At 66.8% G+C, this 26,039-nt stretch carries 22 protein-coding genes and 2 tRNA genes; 9 read left to right on the plus strand and 15 right to left on the minus strand.

Going from position 1 to position 26,039, the window contains the following annotated elements; translation table 11 throughout:
- Window positions 1–9 precede the first annotated feature (9 nt).
- The 4 genes from B841_RS10410 to B841_RS10425 form a co-directional block, all read right to left on the minus strand.
- Window positions 10–1,170 carry a tyramine oxidase subunit B gene (locus B841_RS10410; RefSeq protein WP_020935465.1) on the minus strand — a complete coding sequence of 387 codons (1,161 nt, stop codon included), beginning with the start codon at window positions 1,168–1,170 and terminating at the stop codon, window positions 10–12.
- A 467-nt stretch (window positions 1,171–1,637) separates the two neighbouring features.
- The gene (gene tig / locus B841_RS10415; RefSeq protein WP_020935466.1) at window positions 1,638–3,038 is read right to left on the minus strand and encodes a trigger factor; all 1,401 of its coding nucleotides are present in this window, start codon (window positions 3,036–3,038) and stop codon (window positions 1,638–1,640) included.
- Window positions 3,039–3,123: 85 nt separating this feature from the next.
- A tRNA-Pro gene (locus B841_RS10420) sits at window positions 3,124–3,197 on the minus strand.
- Window positions 3,198–3,394: 197 nt separating this feature from the next.
- Window positions 3,395–3,469, minus strand: a tRNA-Gly gene (locus tag B841_RS10425).
- Window positions 3,470–3,595: 126 nt separating this feature from the next.
- Between B841_RS10425 and B841_RS10430 the strand changes: the two genes are divergently transcribed.
- Complete coding sequence (locus B841_RS10430; protein WP_020935467.1) at window positions 3,596–4,477, plus strand: hypothetical protein; 882 nt, start codon at window positions 3,596–3,598, stop codon at window positions 4,475–4,477.
- 143 nt (window positions 4,478–4,620) lie between these two features.
- Here the strand turns inward: B841_RS10430 and B841_RS10435 are convergent, their stop codons facing one another.
- The 3 genes from B841_RS10435 to B841_RS10445 form a co-directional block, all read right to left on the minus strand.
- Window positions 4,621–5,094, minus strand: coding sequence for a ribose-5-phosphate isomerase (locus B841_RS10435; RefSeq protein WP_020935468.1), 474 nt, complete (start codon window positions 5,092–5,094; stop codon window positions 4,621–4,623).
- A gap of 111 nt (window positions 5,095–5,205) precedes the next feature.
- On the minus strand, window positions 5,206–5,472 hold the full coding sequence (locus B841_RS10440; protein WP_020935469.1) for a hypothetical protein: 267 nt from the start codon (window positions 5,470–5,472) through the stop codon (window positions 5,206–5,208).
- Between the two features lie 20 nt (window positions 5,473–5,492).
- Window positions 5,493–6,119 carry a mycothiol-dependent nitroreductase Rv2466c family protein gene (locus tag B841_RS10445; protein WP_020935470.1) on the minus strand — a complete coding sequence of 209 codons (627 nt, stop codon included), beginning with the start codon at window positions 6,117–6,119 and terminating at the stop codon, window positions 5,493–5,495.
- A 112-nt stretch (window positions 6,120–6,231) separates the two neighbouring features.
- On the opposite strand from B841_RS10445, the gene pepN reads away from it, so the two are divergent.
- The gene (gene pepN / locus B841_RS10450) at window positions 6,232–8,763 is read left to right on the plus strand and encodes an aminopeptidase N (RefSeq protein WP_020935471.1); all 2,532 of its coding nucleotides are present in this window, start codon (window positions 6,232–6,234) and stop codon (window positions 8,761–8,763) included.
- 12 nt (window positions 8,764–8,775) lie between these two features.
- Here the strand turns inward: pepN and B841_RS10455 are convergent, their stop codons facing one another.
- Window positions 8,776–9,945 (minus strand): acyl-CoA dehydrogenase family protein, encoded by a 1,170-nt coding sequence (locus B841_RS10455; RefSeq protein WP_020935472.1) that lies wholly within the window; start codon window positions 9,943–9,945, stop codon window positions 8,776–8,778.
- A 182-nt stretch (window positions 9,946–10,127) separates the two neighbouring features.
- On the opposite strand from B841_RS10455, the gene B841_RS10460 reads away from it, so the two are divergent.
- Genes B841_RS10460 through B841_RS10470 form a run of 3 tightly spaced genes read left to right on the plus strand, consistent with a single transcriptional unit; the run spans window position 10,128 to window position 12,712 of the window.
- A complete protein-coding gene (locus tag B841_RS10460) occupies window positions 10,128–10,547 on the plus strand; it encodes a hypothetical protein (RefSeq protein ID WP_020935473.1) in 420 nt (139 codons plus the stop codon).
- An 18-nt stretch (window positions 10,548–10,565) separates the two neighbouring features.
- On the plus strand, window positions 10,566–12,041 hold the full coding sequence (locus tag B841_RS10465; RefSeq protein WP_020935474.1) for a sensor histidine kinase: 1,476 nt from the start codon (window positions 10,566–10,568) through the stop codon (window positions 12,039–12,041).
- Window positions 12,038–12,712 (plus strand): response regulator transcription factor, encoded by a 675-nt coding sequence (locus B841_RS10470; protein WP_020935475.1) that lies wholly within the window; start codon window positions 12,038–12,040, stop codon window positions 12,710–12,712. Before B841_RS10465 ends, B841_RS10470 begins: the two co-directional genes overlap by 4 nt.
- On the opposite strand, the gene B841_RS10475 is transcribed toward B841_RS10470, so the two are convergent.
- Genes B841_RS10475 through B841_RS10495 form a run of 5 tightly spaced genes read right to left on the minus strand, consistent with a single transcriptional unit; the run spans window position 12,709 to window position 19,060 of the window.
- Window positions 12,709–13,938 carry an alkylhydroperoxidase domain protein gene (locus B841_RS10475; protein WP_020935476.1) on the minus strand — a complete coding sequence of 410 codons (1,230 nt, stop codon included), beginning with the start codon at window positions 13,936–13,938 and terminating at the stop codon, window positions 12,709–12,711. The genes B841_RS10470 and B841_RS10475 overlap by 4 nt on opposite strands.
- A gap of 7 nt (window positions 13,939–13,945) precedes the next feature.
- Window positions 13,946–15,589, minus strand: a complete 1,644-nt coding sequence (locus B841_RS10480) for a dipeptide ABC transporter ATP-binding protein (protein ID WP_020935477.1) — start codon at window positions 15,587–15,589, stop codon at window positions 13,946–13,948.
- On the minus strand, window positions 15,586–16,443 hold the full coding sequence (locus tag B841_RS10485; RefSeq protein WP_041632318.1) for an ABC transporter permease: 858 nt from the start codon (window positions 16,441–16,443) through the stop codon (window positions 15,586–15,588). Before B841_RS10485 ends, B841_RS10480 begins: the two co-directional genes overlap by 4 nt.
- A gap of 8 nt (window positions 16,444–16,451) precedes the next feature.
- Window positions 16,452–17,393, minus strand: a complete 942-nt coding sequence (locus B841_RS10490; RefSeq protein ID WP_020935479.1) for an ABC transporter permease — start codon at window positions 17,391–17,393, stop codon at window positions 16,452–16,454.
- Window positions 17,390–19,060, minus strand: a complete 1,671-nt coding sequence (locus B841_RS10495; protein WP_020935480.1) for a TIGR04028 family ABC transporter substrate-binding protein — start codon at window positions 19,058–19,060, stop codon at window positions 17,390–17,392. The genes B841_RS10490 and B841_RS10495 overlap by 4 nt, the downstream gene beginning before the upstream one ends.
- A gap of 162 nt (window positions 19,061–19,222) precedes the next feature.
- On the opposite strand from B841_RS10495, the gene B841_RS10500 reads away from it, so the two are divergent.
- Window positions 19,223–21,109 carry an FAD/NAD(P)-binding protein gene (locus tag B841_RS10500; protein WP_020935481.1) on the plus strand — a complete coding sequence of 629 codons (1,887 nt, stop codon included), beginning with the start codon at window positions 19,223–19,225 and terminating at the stop codon, window positions 21,107–21,109.
- Here the strand turns inward: B841_RS10500 and B841_RS10505 are convergent.
- Window positions 21,106–21,831, minus strand: coding sequence for a GntR family transcriptional regulator (locus tag B841_RS10505; protein WP_020935482.1), 726 nt, complete (start codon window positions 21,829–21,831; stop codon window positions 21,106–21,108). The genes B841_RS10500 and B841_RS10505 overlap by 4 nt on opposite strands.
- A gap of 106 nt (window positions 21,832–21,937) precedes the next feature.
- Window positions 21,938–23,092: a cystathionine gamma-synthase gene (locus tag B841_RS10510; RefSeq protein WP_020935483.1), complete on the minus strand. Its 1,155-nt coding sequence runs from the start codon at window positions 23,090–23,092 to the stop codon at window positions 21,938–21,940.
- Between the two features lie 153 nt (window positions 23,093–23,245).
- On the opposite strand from B841_RS10510, the gene B841_RS10515 reads away from it, so the two are divergent.
- From B841_RS10515 to chrA, 3 genes are all read left to right on the plus strand, one after another.
- Window positions 23,246–24,283, plus strand: a complete 1,038-nt coding sequence (locus tag B841_RS10515) for a mechanosensitive ion channel family protein (RefSeq protein ID WP_020935484.1) — start codon at window positions 23,246–23,248, stop codon at window positions 24,281–24,283.
- A gap of 10 nt (window positions 24,284–24,293) precedes the next feature.
- The gene (locus B841_RS10520) at window positions 24,294–24,689 is read left to right on the plus strand and encodes a globin (RefSeq protein ID WP_020935485.1); all 396 of its coding nucleotides are present in this window, start codon (window positions 24,294–24,296) and stop codon (window positions 24,687–24,689) included.
- A 137-nt stretch (window positions 24,690–24,826) separates the two neighbouring features.
- Window positions 24,827–26,029, plus strand: a complete 1,203-nt coding sequence (gene chrA, locus B841_RS10525; protein ID WP_020935486.1) for a chromate efflux transporter — start codon at window positions 24,827–24,829, stop codon at window positions 26,027–26,029.
- Window positions 26,030–26,039 lie beyond the last annotated feature (10 nt).

Below are 26,039 nucleotides of genomic sequence, written 5' to 3' on the forward strand. Positions count from 1 at the left end.
TCGGCGTCGTTAAGACAGGGTCGGCGTGTCCCACAGGTTGAGCGGGGTGCCGATGCCCTTCTCCACCGCATTGTTGTAGAGATCGAAGGCCCACGCCACGTCCTCGACCGGCATGCCGCCGATGGAGTAGCAGAAGATCTCGTCGTCGTTCTGACGTCCCAGGGCCTTGCCGGAGGCGATGTCACCGATGTTGACCAGTCGCTCTTCCGGCAGTACGCCCTCTTCCTTCATGTCCCACCAGCGGTTGCCCGGGATACCGAGCAGCTGCTCATAGGTCACGTCGGGGCCGTTCTCGTGGAACCACTCGGAGTAGAGGCCGGTGTAGTCCACGACGAGACGGGTGGACTCGTCCTTGATGAAGTCCTCGTCGAAACGAGCCGCCGCCGGGCAAAGCACCAGGGCGCCGGGCTTGAGCCATTCGCGCTTGAAATACGGGAAGCCCTGCGGTCCGTCCGGCGACGTGGAAGTGCCGCCGATGAGGATGTCGGAGCCTTCGATGGCTTCCTGCTCGGTGTCGACGACGGTCACGGACTCCAGCTGCGGGAAATTCTCCCGGAACCAGTCGGCGGTGCGCTGGGTGGAGCCGGCGGAGCGGCCCTTGATCTTCAAGTGCTTGATGCTGGGTCGTTGGGTCAGCGAGGAGGCGAAGATGGTGCGACTCATGACGCCCGGGCCGATGATGCCGACGGTTTCGGCGTTCTCGACGGCCAGGTGCTTGACGCCCACGGCCGGCACCGCACCGGTGCGGTACGCGGACAACAGGTTGGCCGACATGACGGCTTTCGGGGCGCCGGTCACGGTGTCGTTCAGCACGAACACGTGGATGGAACGCGGCAGATCGTGCTGACGGTTTTCCGTGTTGGAGCCGTACCACTTCACGCCGGTGGACCGGAAGCGGCCGCCGATATACGCCGGCATCGCCATAAAACGACGGTCCGGCCCGTTGGCCGGCATGCCCTCGTGCTCCGGGTTGTCGGGGAAGTTGATCTGGGCGCCGTGCGAGTTTCCTGATGCTCCGGCCATGCGGTAGTCGCCGTCGGCCAACAGGATGAGGGTCTCTTCCATGGTCTCCACGCAGGCCGCCGAATCAGTCACCCCCGCTTCGATCATGTCGGGCTCGGAGAGCCAGAGGAGGTCGATCTTCGGTCCGTTAGCGTAAGGGTCGCTCACATTCTGCCTTCTGTAGATTACGGACCGCACGGCATGCGGGCACTTCTCCAACGGGGTAAACGGTGATGTCGCAACCGCCGTGCCCGGAGGCGCCCACACTACGCATACCGTGCGGGTGGTCTCCCACCACAGTACCTAATTTGGATGATCATGCCGCCGCTTCCGCACCGCCAGCGCCTGATCCCGCAGGTCAGACAGTACATAGGCAGGTATCGCCCGGCTACCCCCATACGGGGGAAATCGACCTACGGACACATACACATGATGGGGCAAAATTCTTCCACCCCCGTCGTGGACGGGCTGGGCAGATGGGCGTCGCCGACACATCGGGTATTTCCGCTCAAACATTCTTGCGCGCCCGCGGGGCCTCACCTGATCCCCGTTACCCGGCAACCAGCAGACACGAAAAAGGCCCGGCCACGCTTCTGCGTGGCCGGGCCTCTATCCGGCGTCAATGCACTGGGAGACTACTTGTCGTCGCCCTCGGCGGCGTCTTCTTCGCCAGCGGCGATGTCAGCGCCGGTCAGGTCGGCGTCCTCGTCTTCCTCGATCTCACCGAAGTACTGCTTCGGGTCGACCTCGGTGCCCTCGTCGTCCTTGACCTCGACACGGCAGATGGCGGACGCCAGCGCCTTGCCGCGACGGACGTCGGCGAAGAGGTTGCCGATCTGGTTGCCCTGCTGCAGCTGCTGGACGAACTGGTTCGGGTCCATGCCGTAGGACTGGGCGGTGAACAGGATGTGGTCGGTCAGCTCCTGCTGGGAGACGTCCGGATCCTCTTCTTCGGCCAGGGTGTCCAGGAACAGCTGGGTGCGGACGGACTCCTCGGCCTGCTCGCGGGACTGCTTGTCGAACTCTTCGCGGGTGGTGCCCTGCGCCTCGAGCAGCTGAGCGAGGGCGGCCTCGTCGTGCGCCATCTGGCCCAGGAGCTGGTGCAGCTGGGAGTGGACCTGCTCGTCGACGACCGACTCCGGCAGAGCGAAGTCGACCTTCTCCAGGGCGAGCTTGAGCACCTCGTCGCGGATGGCCGCGGCCTGGTCACCCTTCTTGGACTCCTCGAGCTGGGTCTTGGTGGACTCGCGGAGCTCGTCGACGGTGTCGAACTCGGAAGCCATCTGCGCGAACTCGTCGTCAAGCTCCGGGAGCTTGCGCTCCTTGGTCTGCTGGACGCGGACCTTGATGGTCGCTTCCTTGCCGGCGTGCTCGCCGGTTTCGAGGGTCGCTGTGAACTCGGCGTCCTCGTCGGTCTTCAGTCCGCGCAGCGCGGTGTCCAGGCCCTTGATCAGGTCGTCGGAGCCGATCTCGTAGGACAGGCCCTCGGTGGAGGCCTCTTCGACCTTCTCGCCGTCGACCTCGGCCTCGATGTCGATGACGGCGAAGTCGCCGGTCTTCATCTTGCGCTTGGTGTCCTTGAGCTCACCGAAACGCGCGCGCAGCTCGTCCAGCTCGGCGTCGACGGCCTCGTCGTCGACCTGCAGGGCCGGGACGGTGACGGAGAAGTCCGCGAAGTCCGGGACGTCGAACTCCGGACGGACGTCGACCTCGGCGGTGAACTCGACGAAGTCGTTGTCCTCGACCTGGGAGATGTCGATCTGCGGCTGCGCGATGACCTTGAGGTTGTGCTCTTCGCAGGCCTCCTGGTACTTCGCCGGCAGCATGTCGTTGATGACCTGCTCCAGGATCGGGCCACGGCCGAAACGCGCGTCGATGAGCTGACGCGGAGCCTTGCCCTTACGGAAGCCCGGAATGTTGACCTGCTGCGCGATAGCGGCGTACGCCTGGTCGAATTCCGTGTCGAGTTCGCTGAAGGGAACGTTGACAGTCAGCTTGACGCGGGTGTCGTTGAGCTTCTCGACGGAAGTCTTCACGTAGTTACTCTCCTGGATTCGTTGATGATGACTAAATATGAATTCTGAAGTTTTTCTCAAGGCCGCGTAAAAACGGCCCCGTGAGTCGGGGCGACAGGATTTGAACCTGCGACCCCCTGCTCCCAAAGCAGGTGCGCTACCAAACTGCGCCACGCCCCGTGTCACCGCGGAATGCACCGCAGCGATCACAAGAAGTCACTTTACCGCCTACCCCGTCACGGCGGATTCATTGGGGTCGCTTTAGTCCCCCGCGCGTCTTCTGCGCGCCCCCTCCGTTGCCCGCGCCACCTTCACAAAAGGCCGGAGAGGAGCCGGAAAAGACTTCAGGCGCCCCACGCGGGGCGCCTGAAATAAATTGGAGGGGATGACGGGAATCGAACCCGCGTCTTCAGCTTGGAAGGCTGAGGTATTAGCCACTATACGACATCCCCAGTGCGTGGAAGAGTCTAACCCATCAAGGGGTGCGGCGTGAAATCCCCTGGCCGATAGGGGAACATCCCCGGCGTCTGTGACGTTGAATAGACTAGAAGGAAATAGAAACACTCGGGACGTCTCCGATGATCGGCTGGCCCGGGTTCCTTGACCGCCGACCTACACCGGAAGTGACCTACACCGTGGAGCTACTGCTCATCCTCATCCTCGCCGGCGCCGCCGGCTTGTACTTCATGAACCGCAACGAGAAGAACAAGAAACAGGAGCTGGAAGCCTCCCGGCTCGACGACGCCCTCGCCGACGCCCGTCGCTGGACGGAGCGCCTGGGTTCGCAGGTGCTGACGATCTCCGGCACGGACGCGGCGTCCACTCAGGCCATGGCGGACGCCTCGGAGCGTTACAACGCCGCTTCCTCGCAGGTCTCCACCGCCGCCACGATCAAGCAGGCCCAGCTGGCCCGTGAGTCGGCGCTGGAGGGCATGCACTACGTCAACGCCGCCCGTGAGCTCATGGACATGGGCGCCGGGCCGGAGCTGCCGCCGCTGGAGGGGCAGCGCAACGCCGGCAAGGTCACGGAGCGCCGCACCGTCGAGCATGACGGTCAGACGTTGACGGCGTCGCCGGTGGCCACCGACGACACCCCGAATTACTACCCCGGCGGCAACGTGGCCGGACGTCCGGTCCCGGCCGGCTGGTACTCCGCCCAGTGGTGGGCCCCGGCGATGATCTCCGGCATGTGGACCGCCACCTCCATGATGATGTTCACCTCCATGTTCGCGGGCATGTCCGGCGTCGGTTACGGCGGCGACGCTTGGGCCAGCGGCTACGGCGAAGGCTACGAAGACGCGATGGCCGGTGAGGACATGGGCGGCGACATGGGTGGAGAAGACATGGGCGGCGGCGAAGACATGGGTGGAGACATGGGCGGCGATGACGGCGGCGGCCTGTTCGGGTTCGGCGGCGACGACGGCGGCCTGTTCGGCGGCTTGGACTTCGGCTTCGAGTAAACCGCGACCCCTCCCCTCCCCATAAAAAATACCTCTCGCCATGCGGGCCAGATTCCAGGCCTCGCGCAGCGAGAGGTATTTTCTTTGCCCCTCATACCCCACCCTCAAGGGGCGGCGCCCCGTGGGCAGTGGCGGGTGCGGCTTTAAGCTTCCGGGACTTCCGGGGCCACGCCGGTGCGCTCGTATTCGAGCATGATGTCGATGCGGCGTTGGTGACGGTCCGCGCCGGACCACTCGCCGTCGAGGAAAGCCTCGACGATGGCGAGGACCTCCTCCTGGGTGTGCATGCGGCCGCCGACGCCGATGAGCTGGGCGTTGTTGTGCTCGCGGGCCAGCTGGGCGGTCTCGACGGACCAGGCCAGTCCGCAGCGAGCACCCTTGACCTTGTTGGCGGCGATCTGCTCGCCGTTGCCGGAACCGCCGAAGACGACGCCAAGGGAGCCCGGGTCGTTGACGACGCGGGAGGCCGTTTCAATGCAGAAGGCGGGGTAATCGTCGGCGGCGTCGTAGACGTGGGCGCCGCAGTCGATGATTTCGTGGCCCTTGGCGGTCAGTTGTTCCTTGACGTAGTTTTTCGCTTCAAATCCAGCATGGTCTGCTCCGAGGTAAACGCGCATGCTCAAGACTCTAGCGAAGGAACCGGCCGCATACGGCCACGACCCCGCCAACCTGCCCGGACAGGGACAGGAAGCGGGGTCGTGGTGGGCGCGGAAGCGGCGAGGGGCCGGTCAGTACTGCACGTCGGTGCGGTCGCGGCCCCGGTTTTTCTGGATCACCTTCCAGATCAGCCAGACGCCGCCGACCATGAGCAGGATGGGCAGGATCCGAAAGAAGAAGCTGAGGGCCGCGACGAAGGCGCCGACCGTGCCGACGGCGCCGGCCAGCAGGGTGATCACGGCCAGCCCCATGGACAGACCTTTATTACGGTCCCACGTGTAGAAGGTTCCGATGCCCGCGAGCACCGCGATGACGATTGCTGTGACGGTAAATCCCATGGGTCCAGTCTACGTGGTTTTTACTTCCAGCCGTCGAGCTGCGGCATCTCGGTGCGGTTACGCTTCATCTCGAAGAAGTAGGGGTATGCGGCGAGGGTTTCGTAGGCGTCGAAAATCTCGCCGGCGCCCTCGCCCTCCGGGAAGCGGGTGATGACGGGGCCGAAGAAGGCGTTGCCTTCGACCTGGACGATCGGGGTGCCGGAGTCGGAGCCGACGGCGTCCTGGCCGGCCTGGTGGTACTTACGCAGATCCTCGTCGACCTCGTCGGTGTCGGCCACGTCGGCGTAGGAGGCGTCGAGTCCGGTCGCGTCGAGGGCGCGCTTGATCACGTCGTTGAAGCCGCCGAAGTCGTCCTTGGAGTTTTCGCCCTGCTCATGGACGATCTCGCCCATCTCGGTGTACAGCTCGTCGATCTTCTCCGGCTGCTCGTTCTTGACCTTGGCGAAGACGCGGGCCGGGCCCCAGTTGGCCTTCATCTTGTCGGCGTAGTCGGCCGGGATGTCGGCGCCCTCGTTGAGGATGGACAGGGACATCGGGATGAACTCGAGGTCGAGGTCGCGGACCTTCTCCGCTTCCTTGATCCAGCGGGAGGTCTTCCACGCGAACGGGCAAGAGACGTCGAACCAGAATTTTACGGTGGTGGCCATGGCGGCACGCCTTTCTTTATCTTTCAAGTATTTTCGGTACGTTTCCCACCCTAGCCTATGTCCCGCGGACGTGCCCGTGGCCCCTACATTCACCCCGATTACGCTGTCCCCCATGACTTCTCTCAACCTCACCGAGACCGAGGCGGCCGCCCGCGCCGCCCTCATCGACGTCGAGCACTACAACGTCACCCTCGACCTGACCGGCAGCCAGACGCATTTCACCTCCCGCACCGTGGTCGCCTTCAGCACCACGCACTCCGGCTCCACCTTCATCGACCTGCGCACCGACGACGTTCACCAGGCGTTGCTGGACGGCGAAGAACTCGACGTCTCCGACTACGACGCCGAGGCCGGCCTGCCGCTGAACGACCTCGCCCCGGGCCAGCACATCCTCATGGTCACCGCCACCATCCCCTACTCCCGCACCGGTGAAGGACTGCACCGCTTCACCGATCCGGCCGACGGGAAGATCTACCACTACACCCAGTTCGAGACCGCCGACGCCAAGCGCGTCTACGCCTGCTTCGACCAACCGGACATGAAGGCCACCTACGACCTCACGGTCACCACCGACCCGGCGTGGCGCGTGATCTCCAATGAACCGCAGACCACCGTCATCGAGGACGGCAAGGCCGTGCACACCTCCACCATCGATTACCCGCTGCCGACCTACCTGATCGGCCTGTGCGTCGGCGAGTACGCCGAGTTCACCGACCTCTGGCGCGGCGAACTCACCCACCACGACGAGACCCCGGCCGAGCAGCCGCGCGAGGTGGAGATCCCCCTGGGCCTCTACGCCCGCGCCTCCGTCGCCGAACACCTCGACGCCGAGCGGCTGTTCACGGAGACCAAGCAGGGCTTCGACTTCTTCCACCGCAACTTCGGCGTGCGCTACCCCTTCACCAAGTACGACCAGATCTTCGTGCCCGAGTTCAACGCCGGGGCCATGGAAAACGCCGGCTGCGTGACCATCCGCGACGAATACGTCTTCACCTCGCAGGCCACGCACTACAAGTACGAGCGCCGCGCCGAGACGATCCTGCATGAGATGGCGCACATGTGGTTCGGTGATCTGGTCACCATGCGCTGGTGGGGCGACCTGTGGCTCAACGAGTCCTTCGCCACCTGGGCCGCCGTGGTCTCCCAGGCGGAGGAAACGCAGTACGAGACCGCGTGGGTGACTTTCGCGAACGTCGAGAAGGCCTGGGCCTACGCCCAAGATCAGCTGCCGTCCACGCACCCGGTGTCCACCGACGCCTCCGACATCGAGACCGTCGAGCAGAACTTCGACGGCATCACCTACGCCAAGGGCGCCAGCGTGCTCAAGCAGCTGCAGGCGTATGTGGGCCGGGAGAATTTCTTCGCCGGGGTGCGCCGCCACTTCGTGAATCACGCCTGGTCCAACGCCACCTTCGACGACCTGCTCGGCGCCCTCGAGCACTCCTCCGGCCGCGACCTGTCCTGGTGGGCCGACGAGTGGCTCAAGACCACCGGAGTCAACCACCTCTCCGCCGACTTCACCGTCGAAGACGGAAAGTACACCTCCTTCGCCGTGGCTCAGAACGGCGAGACGCTGCGCACCCACCGCATCGCCGTCGGCCTCTACTCGCTTATCGACGGCCGGGTCACCCGCACCCGCCAGCTCGAGCTGGACATTTCCGGCGCCTCCACCCCGGTGCCGGAACTTACCGGTGTGGAGGCCGCCGACCTGGTGTTGGTCAACGACGACGATCTGACCTACGCCATCCAGGACTTCGACGAGGCCTCCATGGACTTCCTGCTGGCCCACATCGACAAGATCGCCGACCCGATGGCCCGCACCCTGTGCTGGTCCGCGGCCTGGGAGGCCACCCGCGGCGCGACGTTGCGCGCCCGCGACTTCATCGCGCTCGTCGCCCACGGAGCAGGGGCCGAAACCGAGCTCGCCGTCCTGGAGCGTATTCTCGGCCAGGCCGTCCAGGCCCAGCGGGACTACGCCGACCAGGACTGGGCCGCCGCTTCGACCGTGCTGGCCGACGCCCTGCTCGTCGGCGCGCAAGCATCCTCCCCCGAGACCGCCCTGGTCTATGAGCAGGCGCTGGCCCGGGTCGAAATCACCGACGACGCCGCCGACTTCTTCACCGGCAGACTCGCCCAGTCCGACGACGCCGACACCCGCTGGCGGGCGCTGACCGCACTCGTCGCCCGCGGGCAACGCGGCGAACAGGACATCGCGGAGCTGCTCACCGAGGATCAGACCGCCTCGGGCGCCATGTCCGCCGTCCTGGCCCGCGCGGTTCTGCCCGACGAGGAGAACAAGCGGGAGGTCGTCGACGAGCTGATCACAGGCGATCTGTCCAACCTGGCGGCCCGTCACAAGCTGGCGGGGCTGACCTACGCCGGCGCCGCGCCCCTCCTCGAGCAGTTCAACGCCACCTTCTACGACGTGGCCCTCGATATCTGGGAGCGCCAGTCCACGGAGATGGCGCTAAACACGCTGACCGGGATCTACCCCTCCTGGGACGTCACGGAGGAAGGCGTCGCCCGGGCGGAGGAGTTCCTGGCCCGCACAGACCTGCCGGCGGGGCTGCGCCGCCTGACGTCGGAAAGCCAGGACCGGCAGCGCCGGGCCCTGCGCCTGCGGCGCGCCGACGCCGCTGAGTAATCACGGTCGGCCTTAGTTGACCGGGCCGAGCAGCGCCTTGGCGTAGGAGGCGTGCAGGGATTCGTTGTCGGAAGGGTGGTAGAGACCGGCGAGCACGTCGCGGTAAAGGCGCTGCAATTCGGAGGTGCGGAAGTACTGCGCCCCGCCGGTGGTGCGAACCGCCAGTTCGACGGCCGTCTTGGCGGCTTCAGTGGCGCGGTTTTTCACGCCGGAGAAGTGCAGGAACCACTTGGACCCGTAGTCGCGCTCGGTGAGGTGGTCGACGTCGTCGGTGAGCTTGTCCAGCTGGAGCAGCACCCCGTCCATGAGGATGCCGGCGTCGGCGATCTGCCAGCGGATGTCCGGGTCGTGGGAGTACGGGGCATTGTTGACGTGGCTGCGGCGATTACCGGTAATCTCCACGGCGAGGTTGACCGCGCGCTCGCCGATGCCGGCGTAAACGCTGGCCAACAACAGCTCGAAGGGGCCGAAGATGCCGAAGACCAGCGGGTCGGGGTTCGGGCCGAGCGGGGTGTGGGCGCCGACGTGCGCAGGCTTCATGGCCACGTCGTGCAGCTTGGTGGTGCAGGACTGGGAGGCCCGCATGCCGAGGGTGTTCCAGTCGTTTTTGACCTCAATGCCCTCTGCGCCGCGTTCGATGAAGCCGAAGACGAGCTCGTCCTTGTCGCTGCGGCGGGCATGGACCAGCAGTTTGTCCCACACCGGCGACAGCGAAGTGAAGATCTTGGTGCCGGTGACGGTGTAACCGCCCTCGTCCGTGGGTTCCGCGGTGGAGACGGAATCGAAGAGCACGGCGTCGTTGCCGCCCTCGGAGATGCCGAAGGCGAAGATCTCGCCGTTGACCGCGTCCTCGAACACCCAGTTCAGGGTGTCGATGCCACGCAGCCACATCGTGTAGGCCACGCCCATGATCACGTGGTGCATGTTGACGCCCAGCGCGGTGGCGGGGGCAGCCTGCGCGAGGCGGCGCTGCGCCCGGGAGACCTCCTGGAGGGTGAAGCCGTGGCCACCGAACTCCTCCGGCACCAGCATGGTCAGGTAACCGGCGGCCTTGAGGTCCTCGAGGTCCTCGGTGAAGAATTCATTGCGCTCGTCGTAGCCTGCGGCACGATCGCGCAGGGTCTCGAGCAGGTCGTCGGGAAGAAGTTCGATAACGCGGGGGCTATGCTCTGCGGTGTTCATGTGGGGAGCTTTCCTGTCATTCGGGTACTTTCGGTGTCGTCTCCCCCGAGGGTAACGATGAAAGAATCTTCATCTTGGCTTCATCGACGTTTCACGACGCCCGGGGACACTGAGAGAACACGACGGCCCCCGGCCGCCAGTGCCCACGTCGTCTCGTCCAGCCCATCAAAGGAGCGCCCGTTATGTCTGTCGTAAAGCGCTATGCCCCGGTTCTCTCCATTGTGGGGTTGCTCCTCCTGGTGGCCTTCGGCGGCGGCGCGCTGGCGAACAACCAGCAGGCCCCGCAGGTCGCCCCCGCCGACGCCACCATCGAACTGTCGCCGGCGCAGGGCACGGCGACGAGTCAAGCGGAACGGTCGGCGGAGCCCGGCTCTGCCGCGCCGGATGAGTCGGCCGAAGAGACCGGCGGGGCCGATCCCGCTCCCCTCGTACCCGCTGCGCCGGTCCAGCCCGCCCAGCCCGCCCAGCCCGCTCCCCCGCAACCGCCGGTGGCGGTCCACACCTACCCGGACTGGGACGACGACTGGGACGACGACGATGAGTGGGACGACGACTGGGACGACGATGACTGGGATGATGACGATGATGAGTGGGACGATTAATTTCTACGGCGGTCGGCCATGAGCACCCCGACCGGCGCCGCGGCGTCGCGGTTGAGCGCGCCTGCGTCCCTGCGGTGGCGCATCGTCTTCTGGATCACCGTGGTCGTGGCCACGGCGCTGATCAGCGTCGTGCTCATCACCCGCTCCCTGCTCATCGCGAAAGTCGTCGAAAACTCCAACTCCGACGTCACCCAGGAGCTGCAGGAGTTCCAACTTTTCGCCCAAGAGGGCCGCGACCCGAACACCGGGGAACACTACGACGACCCGTACACATTAATCAACGCCTTCATGACCCGGCAGATCCCCGACGACGAGGAAATCTTCGTCGGCCTGGTCGGCGACACCGTCTTACAACACGACTTCACCTCCATCGACGACGTCCACGCCGATCCCCTCACCGAAGACGATCCGCTGTTGGACGTCATGTTCGCCGCCGCGCAGTCCTCCGGCATCTACGACCATCCGGAGCGCGGCCGCACCCACTGGGGCCGCATCGACGTCGGCGGCGGGGAACAGTCCGCGGCTTTCGCCGTCGCCAACCTCAGCCAAGAGGCGCGGGCGGAAGCCGATCAGCAGGTGCGCATGTTGTCGACCTTCGCCGCCGCGGGGCTAGTGGCGTCGGTACTCATCGCCTGGCTGATCTCCGGACAGATCATCGCCCCCGTCCGCCAACTGGAGAAAGTCGCCTCCCAGATTAACAACTCCGACCTGACCCGGCGCGTCCCGGTGGAAGGCAACGACGAGGTCGCCCGCCTGGCCACCACCTTCAACGCGATGTTGGATCGCATTGAAGTGGCTTACCGGGATCAGCGGCAGTTCGTCGACGACGCCGGACATGAGCTGCGGACCCCGATCACGGTGGTGCGCGGCCAGCTGGAGCTGCTGGAGTTTTCGACGGCGGAGCAGCGCGCCCGGTCCATTGAGTTGGCCACCGCGGAGCTGGATCGGATGGCGCGGATGGTCAACGACATGTTGACGCTGGCGGTGGCGGATTCCGGGGAGTTGGTGACGCCGGCGGAGGTCGACGTCGCGGAGTTGACCATCGACGTGGAGGACAAGGCGGCGACGATCTCTGACCGGGTGCGGCTGGTGCAGGTCGCGGAGGGCACGGCGGTGGTGGATGAGCAGCGGGTGACCGAGGCGGTGCTGGAGCTCTACGGCAATGCGTTGCGTTACAGCGACGGTCCCGTGGAGATCGGCACCGAGTTCCATGGCGAGGGCGCCGCCCGGGTGCTGCGTGTCTGGGTGCGCGACGGGGGCCAGGGTGTGCCGAAGGAACAGCTGGACACGCTGTTCAGCCGGTTCAGCCGCGGCGAGCGGGCGCGGATGTCTCAGCCGGGTGGCGGCGCGGGCCTGGGGTTGTCCATCGTCAAGGCCATCGCCGAGGCCCACGGCGGGCGCCCGTACGTGGAGTCGATAATGGGGTTGGGGTCGGTGTTCGGCATGGAGTTGCCTGCCCCGCAGGTTGAGCAGGAGAAGGAGAACACGCAGTGAGCAGGATTTTGATTGCGGAGGACGACCGCGGCATCGCGGATTTCATTGAGCGCGGCCTCACCGCCGCCGGCTACGCCTGTGATGTGGTCGATTCCGGCCCGCCCGCCTTCGCCATGGCCCGGACGGGGGATTTCGATCTGATGATCCTGGACCTGGGGTTGCCGCACATGGACGGCGCGGACGTGCTGGAGCAGCTGCGTGCCCTGGGCGTGCAGATCCCCGTCCTCGTGCTGACGGCGCGCACCAAGGTAGAGGACCGCGTCAAGGCGTTGGAGGGCGGGGCGAACGACTACATGCCCAAACCTTTCCAGTTCGCCGAGCTCTTGGCGCGGGTGCGGCTGCGGTTGGCGGATTCCTCCCCGGGCGCCGAGCCGACCGGGGACTCTTCCGTGCAGCTCAGCCGCGACGACATGGTGCTGGACCTGCGCACCCAGCGGGTGCGCATCGACGAGAAGTGGAAGGACCTTTCCCGGCGCGAGGTGGGGTTGTTGGAGACGTTTCTGCGCCACCCGGGCCAGATTCTGTCGCGCGCGCAACTGTTGTCGATGGTGTGGGGCATGGATTTTGATCCGGGGTCCAACGTCGTTGACGTGTATGTGCGGACGCTGCGCAAGAAGATCGGGGCGGAGCGGATCGAGACGATCCGGGGGTCGGGTTACCGGCTGGTCTAACGGAAGCGGCGCGGCACCTCCGGCTCACCGAGGAAGAGCATCAGCCGGTTGGCCCAGTTGAAAAAGGCCGCCGAGTACACGGCGTCCAGCGCCTCCGCCCAGTCGAGCCCGGCGATGTGCTCCGCGGTCAGGGACATCGGCGTGACGGTCAGGGCAACGGAGAGGTCCCGCAGCTGATTCCAGGACTTCGAGCCGAGGTCGACGTCGACGCCGTCCGCAAGCAGCGCATCGACGCGCTCCGCGTCCCCGCCCTCGTCCTTCGTTCGCCTCTGGTGCACCGACGCACAATAGATGCAGCCATTGAGCCGCGAAACAACGGTGGCGGCCAGCTCGCGTTCGGCGCGACCGAGGCCACCGTCGGTGTTGTAGAAGATGTCCAGATCCGTCAGGGTGCGGGCCTTGAGCGCCGCCGGGTCGCGGGCCAGCAGCCGGAAGTAGGGCATGTCGGCGCGCTCGGGCTTGATCAGCGAGTCCACCTGCTCGGCGGTCAGGTCCTTCTTGTCGACGGGTGGCACCCACCCGTGCCACCCCAGCGGGTGGTCCACGAAACGTTCGGGCCGGGCCAGTTCCTCGTAGGTGAGCACGTCGTCGGTCACCCGCCAGTCCGGTTGCTCTCCCGCACCACGGGTGGCTGTGTCGGAGCCCGTGACTGACTGCCCGCTCACCACGCGCAACCCGTGCACGACGCGCAGCTGGAAGGCCAAAAACGACACCAGCTGGGCCAGGCTGACGATGTCGTCGGAAGACCAGCCCGTGGCGTAGAGGTGCCCGATAGCTTCGGGGCGGGAGTCGCGCGGGTGGTAGACGAGCAGGTGAGCGATGTCGAAGGCGCCGGCCAAGCGTTCCGTGGGGCCGTCGTGGAGGAAAAATCCCCCCGGCTCGCTGAAATCGGTTAACTCGGACTCTCGGAAGACGCCGTAGGGGCCCGCCGATAAGCCGCGCTCGATGGCGGCGTCGACGTGGCCCGGGAGGCTGTCGCTTTCGTCTGCGAGCAGGTCGGCGTAGAAGGCGTGCGCCCGGTCGGCACGATGCAGGCCGGCGACGTAGGTGGCCACGGCGTAACGCTCAGCCAGGGTAAAAGTGCCCGGCCGCTCAGGTTCCAACAGGGCCGAGAAGCTGAGTTGCGCGTTGTGGAGGGCGTCGTCGCGCCGGGCGCGCGCCTGCGCCAACGGGTGGTCGGCCGACAGGTCTGCGAGGAAGTTGATGATGTCTGCTGTGTCAGTCACGGTAAATCTATAATCCTAGGTTCAGTTGGCCGCTGCGGAGCTTGGCGCCGGGGATGGAGTCGAGCAGGGTGCGGGTGAAGTCGGTCTGCGGGTTCGTGTACACCTCGTGGGTCGGGCCCGCCTCTACTTGCCGCCCTTGGCTCATCACCGACACCGTATCGGAGATCTGGCGGACGACGGCCAGGTCGTGGGAAATGAAAATGTAAGTCAGGCCCAGCTCCCGTTGGAGCTCGTTCAACAGACGCAGGACCTGTGCCTGCACCGTCACATCCAGCGCGGAGACCGCCTCGTCCAGCACGATCAGGTCAGGCTCGACGATCAGGGCGCGGGCGATGGCGACGCGCTGACGCTGACCTCCGGAGAGCTCGTGCGGGCGGCGCGCGGCCACCGCGGGGTCGAGGGCGACGCGACCCAGGTATGTCTCGACTTTCTGCGCGGCCTCGGCCCTGGTGGCGCCGGCCATGTTGCGCAACGGCTCGGCGATGATGTCACCGATGCGCTGCCGGGGATCCAGCGAGGCGTAGGGGTTCTGGTAGACCAGCTGCACGCGTTTGCGCAAGGCCCGGCGGCCAGCCTTGTCCAGCCCACCGAGATCCACGCCGTCCAGCAGAACCTGCCCGTCGGTCGGATCTTCAAAAGCGCTGATAATTCGCCCGAGCGTCGTCTTGCCGGAGCCGGACTCGCCGACGATGGCATGGGTCGATCCGCGCGCGACCTCGAAGGAGATCCCATCGACGGCCCGGAAGTCGCCGAAGTCTTTGGTGACGTCCTTGGCCTCCACCAAGACGTCGTCGCCGAGCGGCGGACGCGGATTCACGCGGGCCACGGCCAGGGACGGGGCGTCGGCGAGCAGACCGCGCGAGTAGTCGTCCTGCGGGTCGCTGAGCACGGAAGCCGCCAAGCCGGATTCACGGACCTCGCCGTTCTGCATGACCACGACTCGATCCGCCCGGTCGCCCGCGACGGCGAGATCATGGGTGATGAACAAAATGCCGATGCCCAGGTCTTGCCGCATCTCGTCGAGCAGGTCCAAAATGACCTTCTGCACCGTGACGTCGAGCGCGCTGGTCGGCTCGTCCGCGACGATCAGCTCCGGCTCGAGCGCCAGCGCCGCGGCGATGAGTGCGCGTTGGTTCATGCCGCCGGACAGCTCGTGCGGGTACTGGTCGTGGCGGCGCGCGGGATCGTCGATGCCCACTTTCGCCAGCAGGTCGATGACTCGGGCCCGGATATCACCGCGGCTGAGGGTGGTGTGGATGGCCAATCCTTCCCCCACCGATTCGCCGATCGTCTTGACCGGGTTCAGCGAGTTCGTCGGATCCTGCGGGATCAGACCGATGGAACGGCCGCGCAGGCCCCGCCACTGGCGCTCGCGGTAGGCGGTGGTGTCCGTGCCCTGGAAACGGATCTGTCCCGCGTCGATGGTTGCGTTCGCCGGCAACAGTCCCAGAGCCGCCTTCGCGGTGGTGGATTTGCCGGAGCCGGACTCGCCGACGATGGCGGTCATCTGCCCCTTTTCCACCGTCACCGAGACACCGTTGACGGCGTGGACCACTTCCCCTTCCCCGCGGGACCCTGCGCGTCGACTGCGGCGGCCTCGGCCAGTGCCGTAGGAGACGACCAGGTTGTCGATGGACAAAAGCGGGCTCATCGGTTGACCTCCTTCTGGATAATCTGGCTGAGGTGGTTGGTGGAGACGACGACGGCGACGATGACCAGCCCGGGCAGAACCGTCAGCCACCAGGCGGTCGCCATGTAGTTGCGGGCGTCAGAGATCAGCAGACCCCATTCGGCGACGGGCGGCGGCGGGCCGTAGCCCAGGAAGCCGAGCACAGACAGCTGCAGGATGGCCGAGCCAAACTGAAGCGCCGCCAACGCCAGGACGGCCCCGAGGGAATTCGGCAGGATGTGGCGGAAGAGCACCTGCAGGCCCGTGCCGCCGGAGCCGTAGCCGGCCTCCACGTAGTCGGAGCCGGCGACGGAGATCACCTGTGAGCGCGACAGGCGGGCGAAGGTCGCCACCGAGGTCACGCCGACCGCGATCGCGGCATTGGTCGTGCCGAAACCGAGCAGGATGATCACGGACAGGCTCAGCAGTAAGGCGGGGATCGACAACAGAACATCGACGATGCGCATGAGCACCGCATCGACCGCACCGCGCCGGGTGCCCGCGATCAGACCCATCAACGTGCCCACGACCAGGCCGACGAGCACCGCGATGGCCGCCCCCAGCAGTGACTGGCGCGAGCCGTGGACCACCCTGGAATACAGGTCGCGGCCGACGGAGTCGGTGCCGAACCAGTGTTCGGCGCTGGGGGCCAGCAGCGCGCGGGAATCGCCGATGTAGGGGTCGTGGGTAGCGAATAGACCCGGTGCCAGGGCCCACGACACCGCGAGGATGAGGACTAGGCTCGCGAGGAGGGTTCCGGGGCGGACCCAAGGGCTGTGGTCGAGGCGACGGGGGCGGCGGGAGCGTCCGCCACCCAGTGCGGGGGCGGCATTCATGGTCAGACTCATGCCTGCACCTTCTTTCGCAGACGGGGGTCGAGGACCGGGTAAAGCAGGTCGACGATCAGGTTGATGAGAACAAAGGCGGTGGCCGCGATGACCACGACCGCCAGCAGCACCGGGGTGTCGCGGTTAGAGACGGCCTGGACGGTCATCTGCCCGACGCCGGCGCGGCCGAACACCGCCTCCGTGACGACGGCGCCGCCAACCAGCTCACCGAAGAGCAGACCCGCCATAGTCAGGGTGGGCAGCATGGCGTTGCGCAACACGTTCTTCCAGAACACCCAGCCTTCACCGGCGCCACGGGAGCGCACCGAGTCGATGAACGGCTGGCGCTGGACGTCGTCGATGGAGCGGATGAGCACCTGCGCCAATGGTGCCGCGACGGGGATAGCCAGGGTGATCGTCGGCAGGATCAACGCGGCCACCGGTCCGGCGTTGATGATCGGAACCCAGCCGAGCCAGAAGGAGAAGACTTGGATCAGGATGATGCCGAGCCAAAAGCTGGGCAGGGAGACCAGCAGCGAGGGCAGGGAACGGAAGAAGCCGCCCACGGCCCTGAACCGCTGGAACGTCGACAGCAAAGCGATGGCCAACGCCAGGATGATGGCGAGGACGAAGCCGCTGACGGCGAGCACCAGGGTGCCGGGCAATGCCTCGGCGAGGAGGGTGGACACGGCGGCGCCGGTTTGGACGGAGTAGCCGAAGTCGCCGGTGGCGAACCCGGACAGAGCCTGCACGTAACGTTGGATCAGTGGCTCATCGACGCCGGTCTCCTGCCGGATAGCCGCGATTTCAGCGGCGGAGAGGCCGAGCTCGGGGCTGGCGTAGCGGGCCATGACGCCGTCGGAGGGCAGGGCGGCCAGCATGAAGAACGCCAGGGTGTAGGTGATGAAGAGGACGAGGATGGCCTGGCCGACGCGGCGGGCGATCATGGGGGCGGTCACTGCTGTCCCTCCTTGAATTCGGAGTCGATCCACGCGCCGTAGAAGGACGGGCGGCCGATCGCTTCGGGCTGAAAGCCCTGGATGTAGGGCTGTACGCCGTAGACCACGGGCTCCTCGAAGAGCGGGAGGATATAGGCCTGCTCCGTCAGGTAGTCCTGCGCGGCGCGAGTGTAGTCGGCGCGATCGGCCTCCTCGGCGCTGGAGGCGATGTTCTGCAGCAGCTCCTCGAGGTGAGGGTCGGCGGGTTCACCGGTCTCCGGGTCCACGGCGGCCAGCTCGTCGCGGTTGTCGACGGAGAATTCGGATTTGATCACGTCGTAGTCGGCTCGGCCCACCATGGTGTGGCGCAGCTGAATCTTATCCATGTCTTTCGAATCGGCGTTCTGGGTCGCCTGGTCACCCGGGTTCAGGTTGATCTGGACCCCGAGTCGACTCAGCTGCTCCTGGATCTTGGTGATGACTTCCCGCGAGCGGGGTTGTGGCAGTGCTTCATTGACGGTCAAACTGAGCCGCTGGCCGTCCTTGACGCGGTAGCCGTCCCCGTCAAACTCCGTCCAGCCGGCGTCTTCGAGTAAGGCCGCGGCTTTGTCTGGGTCGTACTCATAGGCTTGGGCGGGCTGTTCTTTATACCCCAGGGCATTCTCTGCGAGCGCAGAGGTCGCCTTCGGGTAGGAGTCGGAAAAGAGCGTATAGAGAATCTCGTCTCGGTCGACGCCGTGAATGATGGCCTGGCGCACGCGTTTATCCTCGAGCAGCGGATGTTGGAAACGCATGCTCAGGTGGTTATTGACCCCCGAGGTGGGGTTCCAGATGACCTCCAGGCCGCGGTCGATGAGGTGGCGCTCGACGGGGGCTTCGATCTGGCGGGCGGTGTCGGCCTGGCCGGAAGTCAGCGCGCCGACCCGGACGGATTCCTCGCCGGCGACGGTGACGTTGACTCTGTCGAGACGGGGCGGTCCCTGGTGTTCGTGGCTGGGCGGGGCCCACTCGTAGTCGTCACGGGCCTCGAGGATGAGCTCGGTGCCGAGCGTCTCATCGGCGATGACGAAGGGGCCGGAGCCGATGATCTGCGTGGCGTTGCCGGGGCCGAAGCCCTCCTGGGTCAGGTCGAGGGAGGCGTCCGCAAGTAGGCCGGCGTTGAAGGAGCTGGTGGCCTGCGCAAAACCGGGGGCGGGTTCTGAAAAGTGAAAACGCACGGTGTCTTCGTCTATGACTTCGCCGCGCTCGTAATTGGTGATCTGTTCTGACACCGTCAGGAGTCGGTCGGAGTCGCCGAGACCATAGAGGTCGAAGTTACGCACGACGTTCTCGGCGGTCAGCGGGCTGCCGTCGGAGTAGGTGACGTCGGTGCGAATGTCGAAGGTGAAGACGGTGCTGTCACCGTTGACCTCGGGCAGATCCGTGGCGATCCACGGGTGTAGTTCGAGGGTATCCGGGTCCTGGTGAAGCAGCCGGTCGGTGATGTTGTTGACGATCACGCCATTGGGGTAGAAACCCGCGGCCGGCGGGTACAGGGTGGTGAAGGTCTGTGGCTCGAGGTGGGTCAGCACCGTGGCGTCGGTGTCTTCCGTCGCCGCCGGACTGCACGCCGCGACCGCCGACGCGCTCAGCGCCAGCGCGACGACGACGGCGCCGACGCGCGTGGACCTTCCTATGGTTATACTCACGTCTTTCGCTCCTTGACGCGTTTACGTCGGTTTATTCACGGGGTCCGTGTCACCGGCTACGGGACCGTCAACCTCTATCTATTCATGACTATCAACGCACGATAGACTAATAAGTGCAAACTTCAAAGACCGAGTGGTCTACACCTTGACCGGAAAGGCATCATGATCCCCTCCTCCACCGCACCGTCGATCGCCGTCGTCGGCGCCGGTCCCCGCGGCATCAGCGTGATCGAGCGGGTCGCGGCCGCCCTGCGCGAGCGCTCCACTGAAACCCCGCTGACCATTCACGTCATTGACGACGCCCAACACGGCGCCGGCCGAGTATGGGAGACGGAGCAGACCCGCACCCTGTGCATGAACACGCTGGCCGCACGGGTCACGCTGTTCACCGAACCCGGTTCCACCGTCACAGCCCCGGTGGTGGAGGGGCCGACCCAATACGAGTGGATCCAACTGCTGCGCGGGCAGCGCGAGGATATCGATCCCGCCAAGGCCGAGCTTTTCGACGCCCATCCCCCGGCCCCGTCCGTCGCCGAGGATTTCCTGTACGAGATCGCCGCGACCCGCCCGGAGTCCAATCCGTCGCGCGCCTTATACGGCGCGTATTTGCGGTGGGTGTATGACGTCGCGTTGGCCCGGCTTCCCGACGGCGTCGAGGTCATCTCCCATCGCAGCCGGGCGGTGGGGGTCAGCGAACGCGACGGCCGCGACGAGGTCAGACTTGCCGACGGCGCCGTCGTCACCGCCGACGCCGTGGTGCTGGCCACCGGTTGGACGGTCCCCGGGCCTGGCGCGGAGGAGCGTCGCCTGGCCGCGGCCGGGCCGACCTGGGTTCGTCCCGACAATCCGCTGGATCAGGATCTTTCTGTCGTCCCCGCCGGTGAGACCGTGCTGGTGCGCGGGCTGGGCATGGGGTTTTTCGACGTGATGGCGCTGCTGACGGTGGATCGGGGCGGGCGTTTCGTCGAGGATCCGGCGGCGCGTTCGGGGATGCGTTATGAGCCCGGCGGGCGGGAGCCGACGCTCGTGGCCTCTTCTGGGCGCGGCTATCCGTATCTGCCGAAGTCGGATTTCGGCGGGTTGCCGCCCGGGGCGCGGATCACGCGGCTGCGGGCGGTGATCGACGAACTGGCGGGCGCGGTCGAGCAGGGCATCGACTTCGACGTCCAGGTGTGGCCGGCGATCGTGCGCGACGCCTACGAGGCCTACTACCGGGTGTTGTCCCGGGTGCGTCCGGCGTCGGTGCGGACGTCGTACGAGGAGATTGTGGCCGTGATCGACGCGACGGCCCCGGCGGAGCTCGACGAGGCGTTGGCGCCGCACAGCACGGAGCCGTTCAGCCTGCGGCCGTGGGTGGAGCCGTTGGCCGGCGTCTCCGGCGGCGTCGACGAGGTCACGGGCATTGTCGCCGACCGGTTGGCCGACGATGTCGCCGAAGCCGCCCTAGGGCGGGATTCCCCACTCAAGGCGGCGTTGTGGTCGGTCAGCGTCTCGCGCAAGCCCGCCCAGATCCTCGGTGCGGAAGGTCGGTACACATGGGTGTCGCGGGCGAACATGTTCGCGACGATGATGGCGATCGGCCAGATGGCGGGCTCCGGTCCCCCGCTGTTTCGCACCCGGCAGCTGCTCGCCCTCGTCGATGCGGGGCTGGTGCGTTTCCTCGGGGCTCGCCCCCACCTGGAGGCCCGGGACGGCGCCTGGGTCATGAGCTCGCCGACCACCGGCGGCGAAGAGGTCCGGGCCACGACCCTGATCGACGCGTGGATGCACAAACCCGACGTCCGCCCCGCCGGCGGGGACCCCTTGTGGTCCTCCCTCGGCGAGCGGATCCGCCCCTTCGGCCCGACCGGCTCCCCGGAGGTCGACCCCGCCACCCGCCGGTGCGTCGGCGTCGACGGGAACGTCGATCCACGGCTGCACGTCATCGGCATTCCCACGCACGGGCAGCTGCCCGACACCACGATCTCCCCGATGCCGGGCACGGATCCGCTGATGCTGCAGGAGACGGACAAGACGGCGCTGAGCCTGTTGGCGGCGGCGGGGCTTTAGCCAGTCGTGATCACCTGCACGCGCGCCACGTCCGAACGCAGCGTGTCCTCCGAATACTCGACGACCGCCCCGGAGGCGTCGACCGCCGTGCGCGTGATCCGCAGCAGCGGGAGGTTGCGGGAGATCTCCAGCCGCTCCTGCTCCAGTGCGGTGGCTACGCCGGGCGCGACGGACTCCTCCTTGCGCGTCGGGCGGCGGCCGTAGGCGTCCAGGAGTTCGTAGAGCGAGTGGGAGAGGTCGCGGTCCAGCAGGTCGGGGAACAGCGCGTGCGGGAAGAAGGATTCCTCGATGAGCATCGGCACGTTTTCCACCCGGCGCACCCGCATGACCCGGTAGACGGGGTCGTCGGGACTCACGGCGAGTCCTTGGGCCACGGTGGGGTTCGCCCTCGTCTCTTCCGCGATGAGCACATGCGAAGTGACCGTCTGGCCGCGTTCGCGTAGCTGGGGCAGGAAGCCGTCCATGCGGGTGAGTTCCAGCAGCGGGGGCACGACGCGGACGAAGGTGCCGCCGGTGCGGCCGCGTTTACGGTCGATGAGCCCTTCGAGCTGGAGGATGTCGAGGGCGTGGCGGACGGTCATACGCGCCACGCCGTAGTGTTCGACCAGTTCGCGTTCGGTCTGCAGCCTGTCCCCCGGTTGGAGTTCCCCGCGTTCGATCATGCCGCGCACGTTGTCGGCGATCTCGAGGTAGGCGGGCTGCCGGCGCGGAGGTGTGCTCACTGTGGTGGTCTTCCTGAAGGCGATGAGAAGGGGCGGGGGCGGGATCCGTCCCCGCTTACTTTTACCCTCTCATCGTACGTTCCGCCCGGTTGCGCGCCGCGGAGGCTTAGAGCGCGGCGACGGCGGCGAGCGCCTGGCGGACGTCGGCCAGCAGGTCGGCCTCGTCCTCGATGCCGATGGAGATGCGCACCAGATCGCGCGGGACCTCCAGCTGGGAGCCGGCGGCGGACTGGTGCGTCATGGTCGCCGGGTGCTCGATGAGCGATTCGACGCCGCCGAGGGATTCTGCCAGGCAGATCAGCGTGGTGGAGGTGCAGAAGGTGCGGGCGGCGTCTTCGGAGTGGAAGCGCACGGAAACCATGCCGCCGAAGCGGTCCATCTGCTTCGCCGCGATCTCGTGGCCGGGATGGGACTTCAGGCCCGGGAACAGGACCTGCTTGACCTGGTCGGATTCGTCCAAGAGTTGGGCGACGGCCTCGGCGTTGTCGCAGTGGCGGTCCATGCGCACGCCGAGGGTCTTGATGCCGCGGGCGGTGAGGTAGGCGTCGAAGGGGCTCGAGGTCGGCCCGACGCCGCCCTGGTAGAAACGCATCTGCTCGTCGAGCCAGTCGTCGTCGGTGACCACGACGCCGCCGATGACGTCGGAGTGCCCGCCCAGGTACTTGGTGGTGGAGTGCAGGACGACGTCGGCGCCCAGGCCCAGCGGGCGCTGCAGGTAGGGCGAGGCGAAGGTGTTGTCGACGATGAGCTTGGCCTGCTTCTTCACCTGCGCGATGGCCTCGATGTCGGAGATGTTCAGCGCCGGGTTGGTCGGGGTCTCCAGCCAGATCAGCTTGGTCTTGTCGGTCACCGCGGCGGCCACGGCGTCGACGTCGCCGGTGTCGACGATCGTGTGCTCGACGCCCCACTCGGAGAGCACCGCGTCGATCAGGCGGAAGGTGCCGCCGTAGGCGTCGTTGCCCAGGATCAGGTGATCGCCCGGGCGCAGCAGGATGCGCAGGACGATGTCGGTGGCGGCCGCCCCGGAGGCGAAGGCCGCGCCGTGGGTTCCGTTTTCCAGGGCGGCCACGGTCTTCTCTAAAGCGGTGACGGTCGGGTTGGCGACACGGCTGTACTCGTATCCGCCGCGCAGCTCGTTCAGGCCGTCCTGGGCGAAGGTCGTGGAGGCGTAGATCGGTGCGTTGATCGATCCGTACAGCGCATCAGGCTGGTATCCGGCGTGGATCGCGGCGGTGGAAAAACCCTGGTTATCAGCGGCCATAGAGAAAATACTCCTAGTGGTCGTAAAGGTACAGAAATCTCGGTGCAGCCCACTCTAGACCAAGCTGTTCGTTCGCCGACTGCTCGCCCATCATTAATATGCACTCATGTCGGACGAAGGGAATTTTCAGGCTGCGCCATTAGGCTGACAGGGATGACTTTTCAACCGAGACTCTTAGCCCAAGAATCCCCCGACCAGACGCCCCAGACGCCCGAAGAGGCCGTCGACGCCGTCACCACCTGGTGGGACAATCCCGCGACCCAGGAATGGTTGATCCAGAAGCCGATCACCATCCTGATCATCCTCATCGTCGCGGTCATCGCCCACTGGGCCCTGCGCCGCCTGGTCGATCGCCTGGCCAACAAGAACATCGCCGCCGGTGGTCGGCCCCTGAAGATCTCCCGGGCCTTCGGTCGCCGCGGAGGAGAAGAAGAAGACGTCGACGACCAGGTCCGCGCCATGCGCGACAGCCAGGAACAACGCCGCCAATCCCGGGTGCGCACCCTGGCCGGGGTGTTCAAGTCCGCCATCGCGATCGTGATCTGGTCCTTCGCGGTGCTGGCGATCCTGTCCGAAATCGGGGTCAACATCGCCCCGCTGATCGCCTCGGCCGGCGTGGTCGGCGTCGCCCTCGGTTTCGGCGCCCAGTCCCTGGTCAAGGACTTCCTCTCCGGCATCTTCATGCTCATGGAGGACCAGTACGGCGTCGGCGACACCATCGACGCCGGCGACGGCATCATCGGCGACGTCGAGGACATCTCCCTGCGCATCACCACCATCCGCGACATCGACGGCACCCTGTGGTACGTCCGCAACGGCGAGATCCTGCGCGTGGGCAACCTCTCCGACGAATACGCCATCGCCCGCATCCAGATCCCGGTCGGCCTGTCCAACGACACGGAGGAGGCCTGGAACGTCATCCTCGACACCGCCCGCGCCACCGCCCAGGAGGCGTCGATCCGCAACGTCATCCTCGAGGAGCCGATGATGAACGGCGTGACCGCCGTCGAACCAGACCACATCTCCTACCGCGTCTCCGTCAAGACCCTGCCCGGCGAGCAGTGGGGCGTGCAGCGCCTGATCCAGGCGAAGATCGTCGACGCGCTGCGCGACAACGACGTCACCATGCCCTACCCCCACGGCATCGGCGCCGTCGGCCCGGCCGACTACCGCCAGGCCCAAGGCGAATAGGCTGGGCGCCATGACTGACGCCAACGCCACTTCCCTCTACGACGCCGTGGGCGGCGAAGACACTTTCCGACGCCTGGTCAAGCGCTTCTACGAGCAGGTCAAGGTCGACGACATCATGGCCCCCATGTACCCCGATGACGATTGGGAGGGCGCGGAAGACCGCCTCCGGTGGTTCCTCATCCAGTACTGGGGCGGGCCGCGCACCTACGCCGAACAGCGCGGCAACCCCATGCTGCGCAGGCGCCACTTCCCCTTCGAGATCGACGCCGCCGCAGCCGAGCGCTGGCTGGAGCTGATGGGTAACTCGCTGGCCGAGATCGACGCCGACACGATCGACGACGCGCAGCGCCACGCCCTGTGGAACCACATGCAGCAGGTCGCCTACATGGTGATCAACAAGGCCTGACCGCGCCCGCAGTGGCCAGGCACGCCGCCCGACCCGGCCCCTCAGCGCGGGGCCGGGTTTGTGCGTGCCGACGAACAGCGCGCCGACGCCAGCCCTCGCCCTGCGCCACCGCCCCGCTCCCCCTAGGGTCGAGCGACGTGAGCACCTCCTCCCCTTCCCCGACCCGCCCGGGCGAGGTCGCCGCCCGATTCGGGCTCCTCGGTCTGGCCTCCTTCGGCGGCCCCACCGCCCACCTCGGGTACTTCCGCGAAGAATTCGTCCACCGGCGCGCCTGGCTCGGCGACCCGGCTTACGCCGACGTCGTCGCCCTCTCCCAGTTCCTGCCCGGCGCCGGCTCCTCCCAGGTGGGCATGGCGCTGGGGTATCACCGCGGCGGCTGGCTCGGCATGCTCGCCGCCTGGCTGACCTTCACGTTGCCCTCGGCGCTCATTCTCCTGATCTTTGGCCTGGCGCTGGCCGACGCGGACGCCGCCGCCGTCGCCGAGGCAGGCTGGGTCCAGGGACTGCTCGCCGTGGCCGTCGCCGTGGTCTTCCACGCCGTGGCCGGGATGGCCCGCACTCTGGCGGACACCCCGCGGACCGCCACCATCGCCGTGGCCGCCGCGCTGACGGTGTTGAGCGTGCCCGCCCAGTTCACGCACCTGGCGATCATCCTCGCCGCCGGCGCGCTGGGCGCACTCCTGTTCCGCAAGCACGACGACGCCGACCCGGAAAACGGGCGACCCGACGGCGTTCGGCCCGTCTCCGGACGCGCCGCGGCCCTCGCTCTCAGCCTGTTCGTCGTCCTGCTCGTGGGCCTGTGGGTCGGGGCGCGCACCGTCGGCGGCTACGTCTTCACCCGCGCCGCCGCCTACTTCGAAACCGGCTCCCTGGTCTTCGGCGGCGGGCACGTGGTCATGCCGCTGCTGCAGAACTACGCCGTCGAGGGCGAATGGATGAGCCAGGAGACCTTCCTCGCTGGCTATTCCGCCGCCCAAGCGGTGCCCGGCCCGATGTTCACCTTCGCCACCTACCTCGGCGCGGTGGACGGCGGGGTGGCCGGCGCGCTGTTGGCGACCGTCGCGATCTTCTCGCCCAGCGCCCTGCTGATGGTCGCGGGTCTGCACTTCTGGGGCCGCTGGCGCCACCTGCCGTGGCTGCGTGCGGCGTTCACCGGCGTCAACGCCGCCGTCGTGGGGTTGTTGCTGGCGGCCTTCTGGGATCCGGTGCTCGCCCACGGCGTCACCGGCGTCGCGTCGCTGACCGTCGCCGCGCTCTGCTGGTTGCTGTTGGCCATGTGGAAGCTGCCCGCCTGGGCGGTGGCGCTGTTCGGGGCCGCGGCCGGGTTCCTGCTGCTATAAGCGGCTAAGA

Source organism: Corynebacterium maris DSM 45190 (assembly GCF_000442645.1).
GTDB classification, from domain to species: domain Bacteria; phylum Actinomycetota; class Actinomycetes; order Mycobacteriales; family Mycobacteriaceae; genus Corynebacterium; species Corynebacterium maris.

Coding starts and splice junctions, on each gene's coding strand:
- B841_RS10430 (WP_020935467.1), top strand. CDS start 3,596: ATGATCGGCTGGCCCGGGTTCCTTGACCGCCGACCTACACCGGAAGTG.
- B841_RS10435 (WP_020935468.1), bottom strand. CDS start 5,094: ATGCGCGTTTACCTCGGAGCAGACCATGCTGGATTTGAAGCGAAAAAC.
- B841_RS10440 (WP_020935469.1), bottom strand. CDS start 5,472: ATGGGATTTACCGTCACAGCAATCGTCATCGCGGTGCTCGCGGGCATC.
- B841_RS10445 (WP_020935470.1), bottom strand. CDS start 6,119: ATGGCCACCACCGTAAAATTCTGGTTCGACGTCTCTTGCCCGTTCGCG.
- pepN (WP_020935471.1), top strand. CDS start 6,232: ATGACTTCTCTCAACCTCACCGAGACCGAGGCGGCCGCCCGCGCCGCC.
- B841_RS10455 (WP_020935472.1), bottom strand. CDS start 9,945: ATGAACACCGCAGAGCATAGCCCCCGCGTTATCGAACTTCTTCCCGAC.
- B841_RS10460 (WP_020935473.1), top strand. CDS start 10,128: ATGTCTGTCGTAAAGCGCTATGCCCCGGTTCTCTCCATTGTGGGGTTG.
- B841_RS10465 (WP_020935474.1), top strand. CDS start 10,566: ATGAGCACCCCGACCGGCGCCGCGGCGTCGCGGTTGAGCGCGCCTGCG.
- B841_RS10480 (WP_020935477.1), bottom strand. CDS start 15,589: ATGAGCCCGCTTTTGTCCATCGACAACCTGGTCGTCTCCTACGGCACT.
- B841_RS10485 (WP_041632318.1), bottom strand. CDS start 16,443: ATGAATGCCGCCCCCGCACTGGGTGGCGGACGCTCCCGCCGCCCCCGT.
- B841_RS10500 (WP_020935481.1), top strand. CDS start 19,223: ATGATCCCCTCCTCCACCGCACCGTCGATCGCCGTCGTCGGCGCCGGT.
- B841_RS10510 (WP_020935483.1), bottom strand. CDS start 23,092: ATGGCCGCTGATAACCAGGGTTTTTCCACCGCCGCGATCCACGCCGGA.
- B841_RS10515 (WP_020935484.1), top strand. CDS start 23,246: ATGACTTTTCAACCGAGACTCTTAGCCCAAGAATCCCCCGACCAGACG.
- B841_RS10520 (WP_020935485.1), top strand. CDS start 24,294: ATGACTGACGCCAACGCCACTTCCCTCTACGACGCCGTGGGCGGCGAA.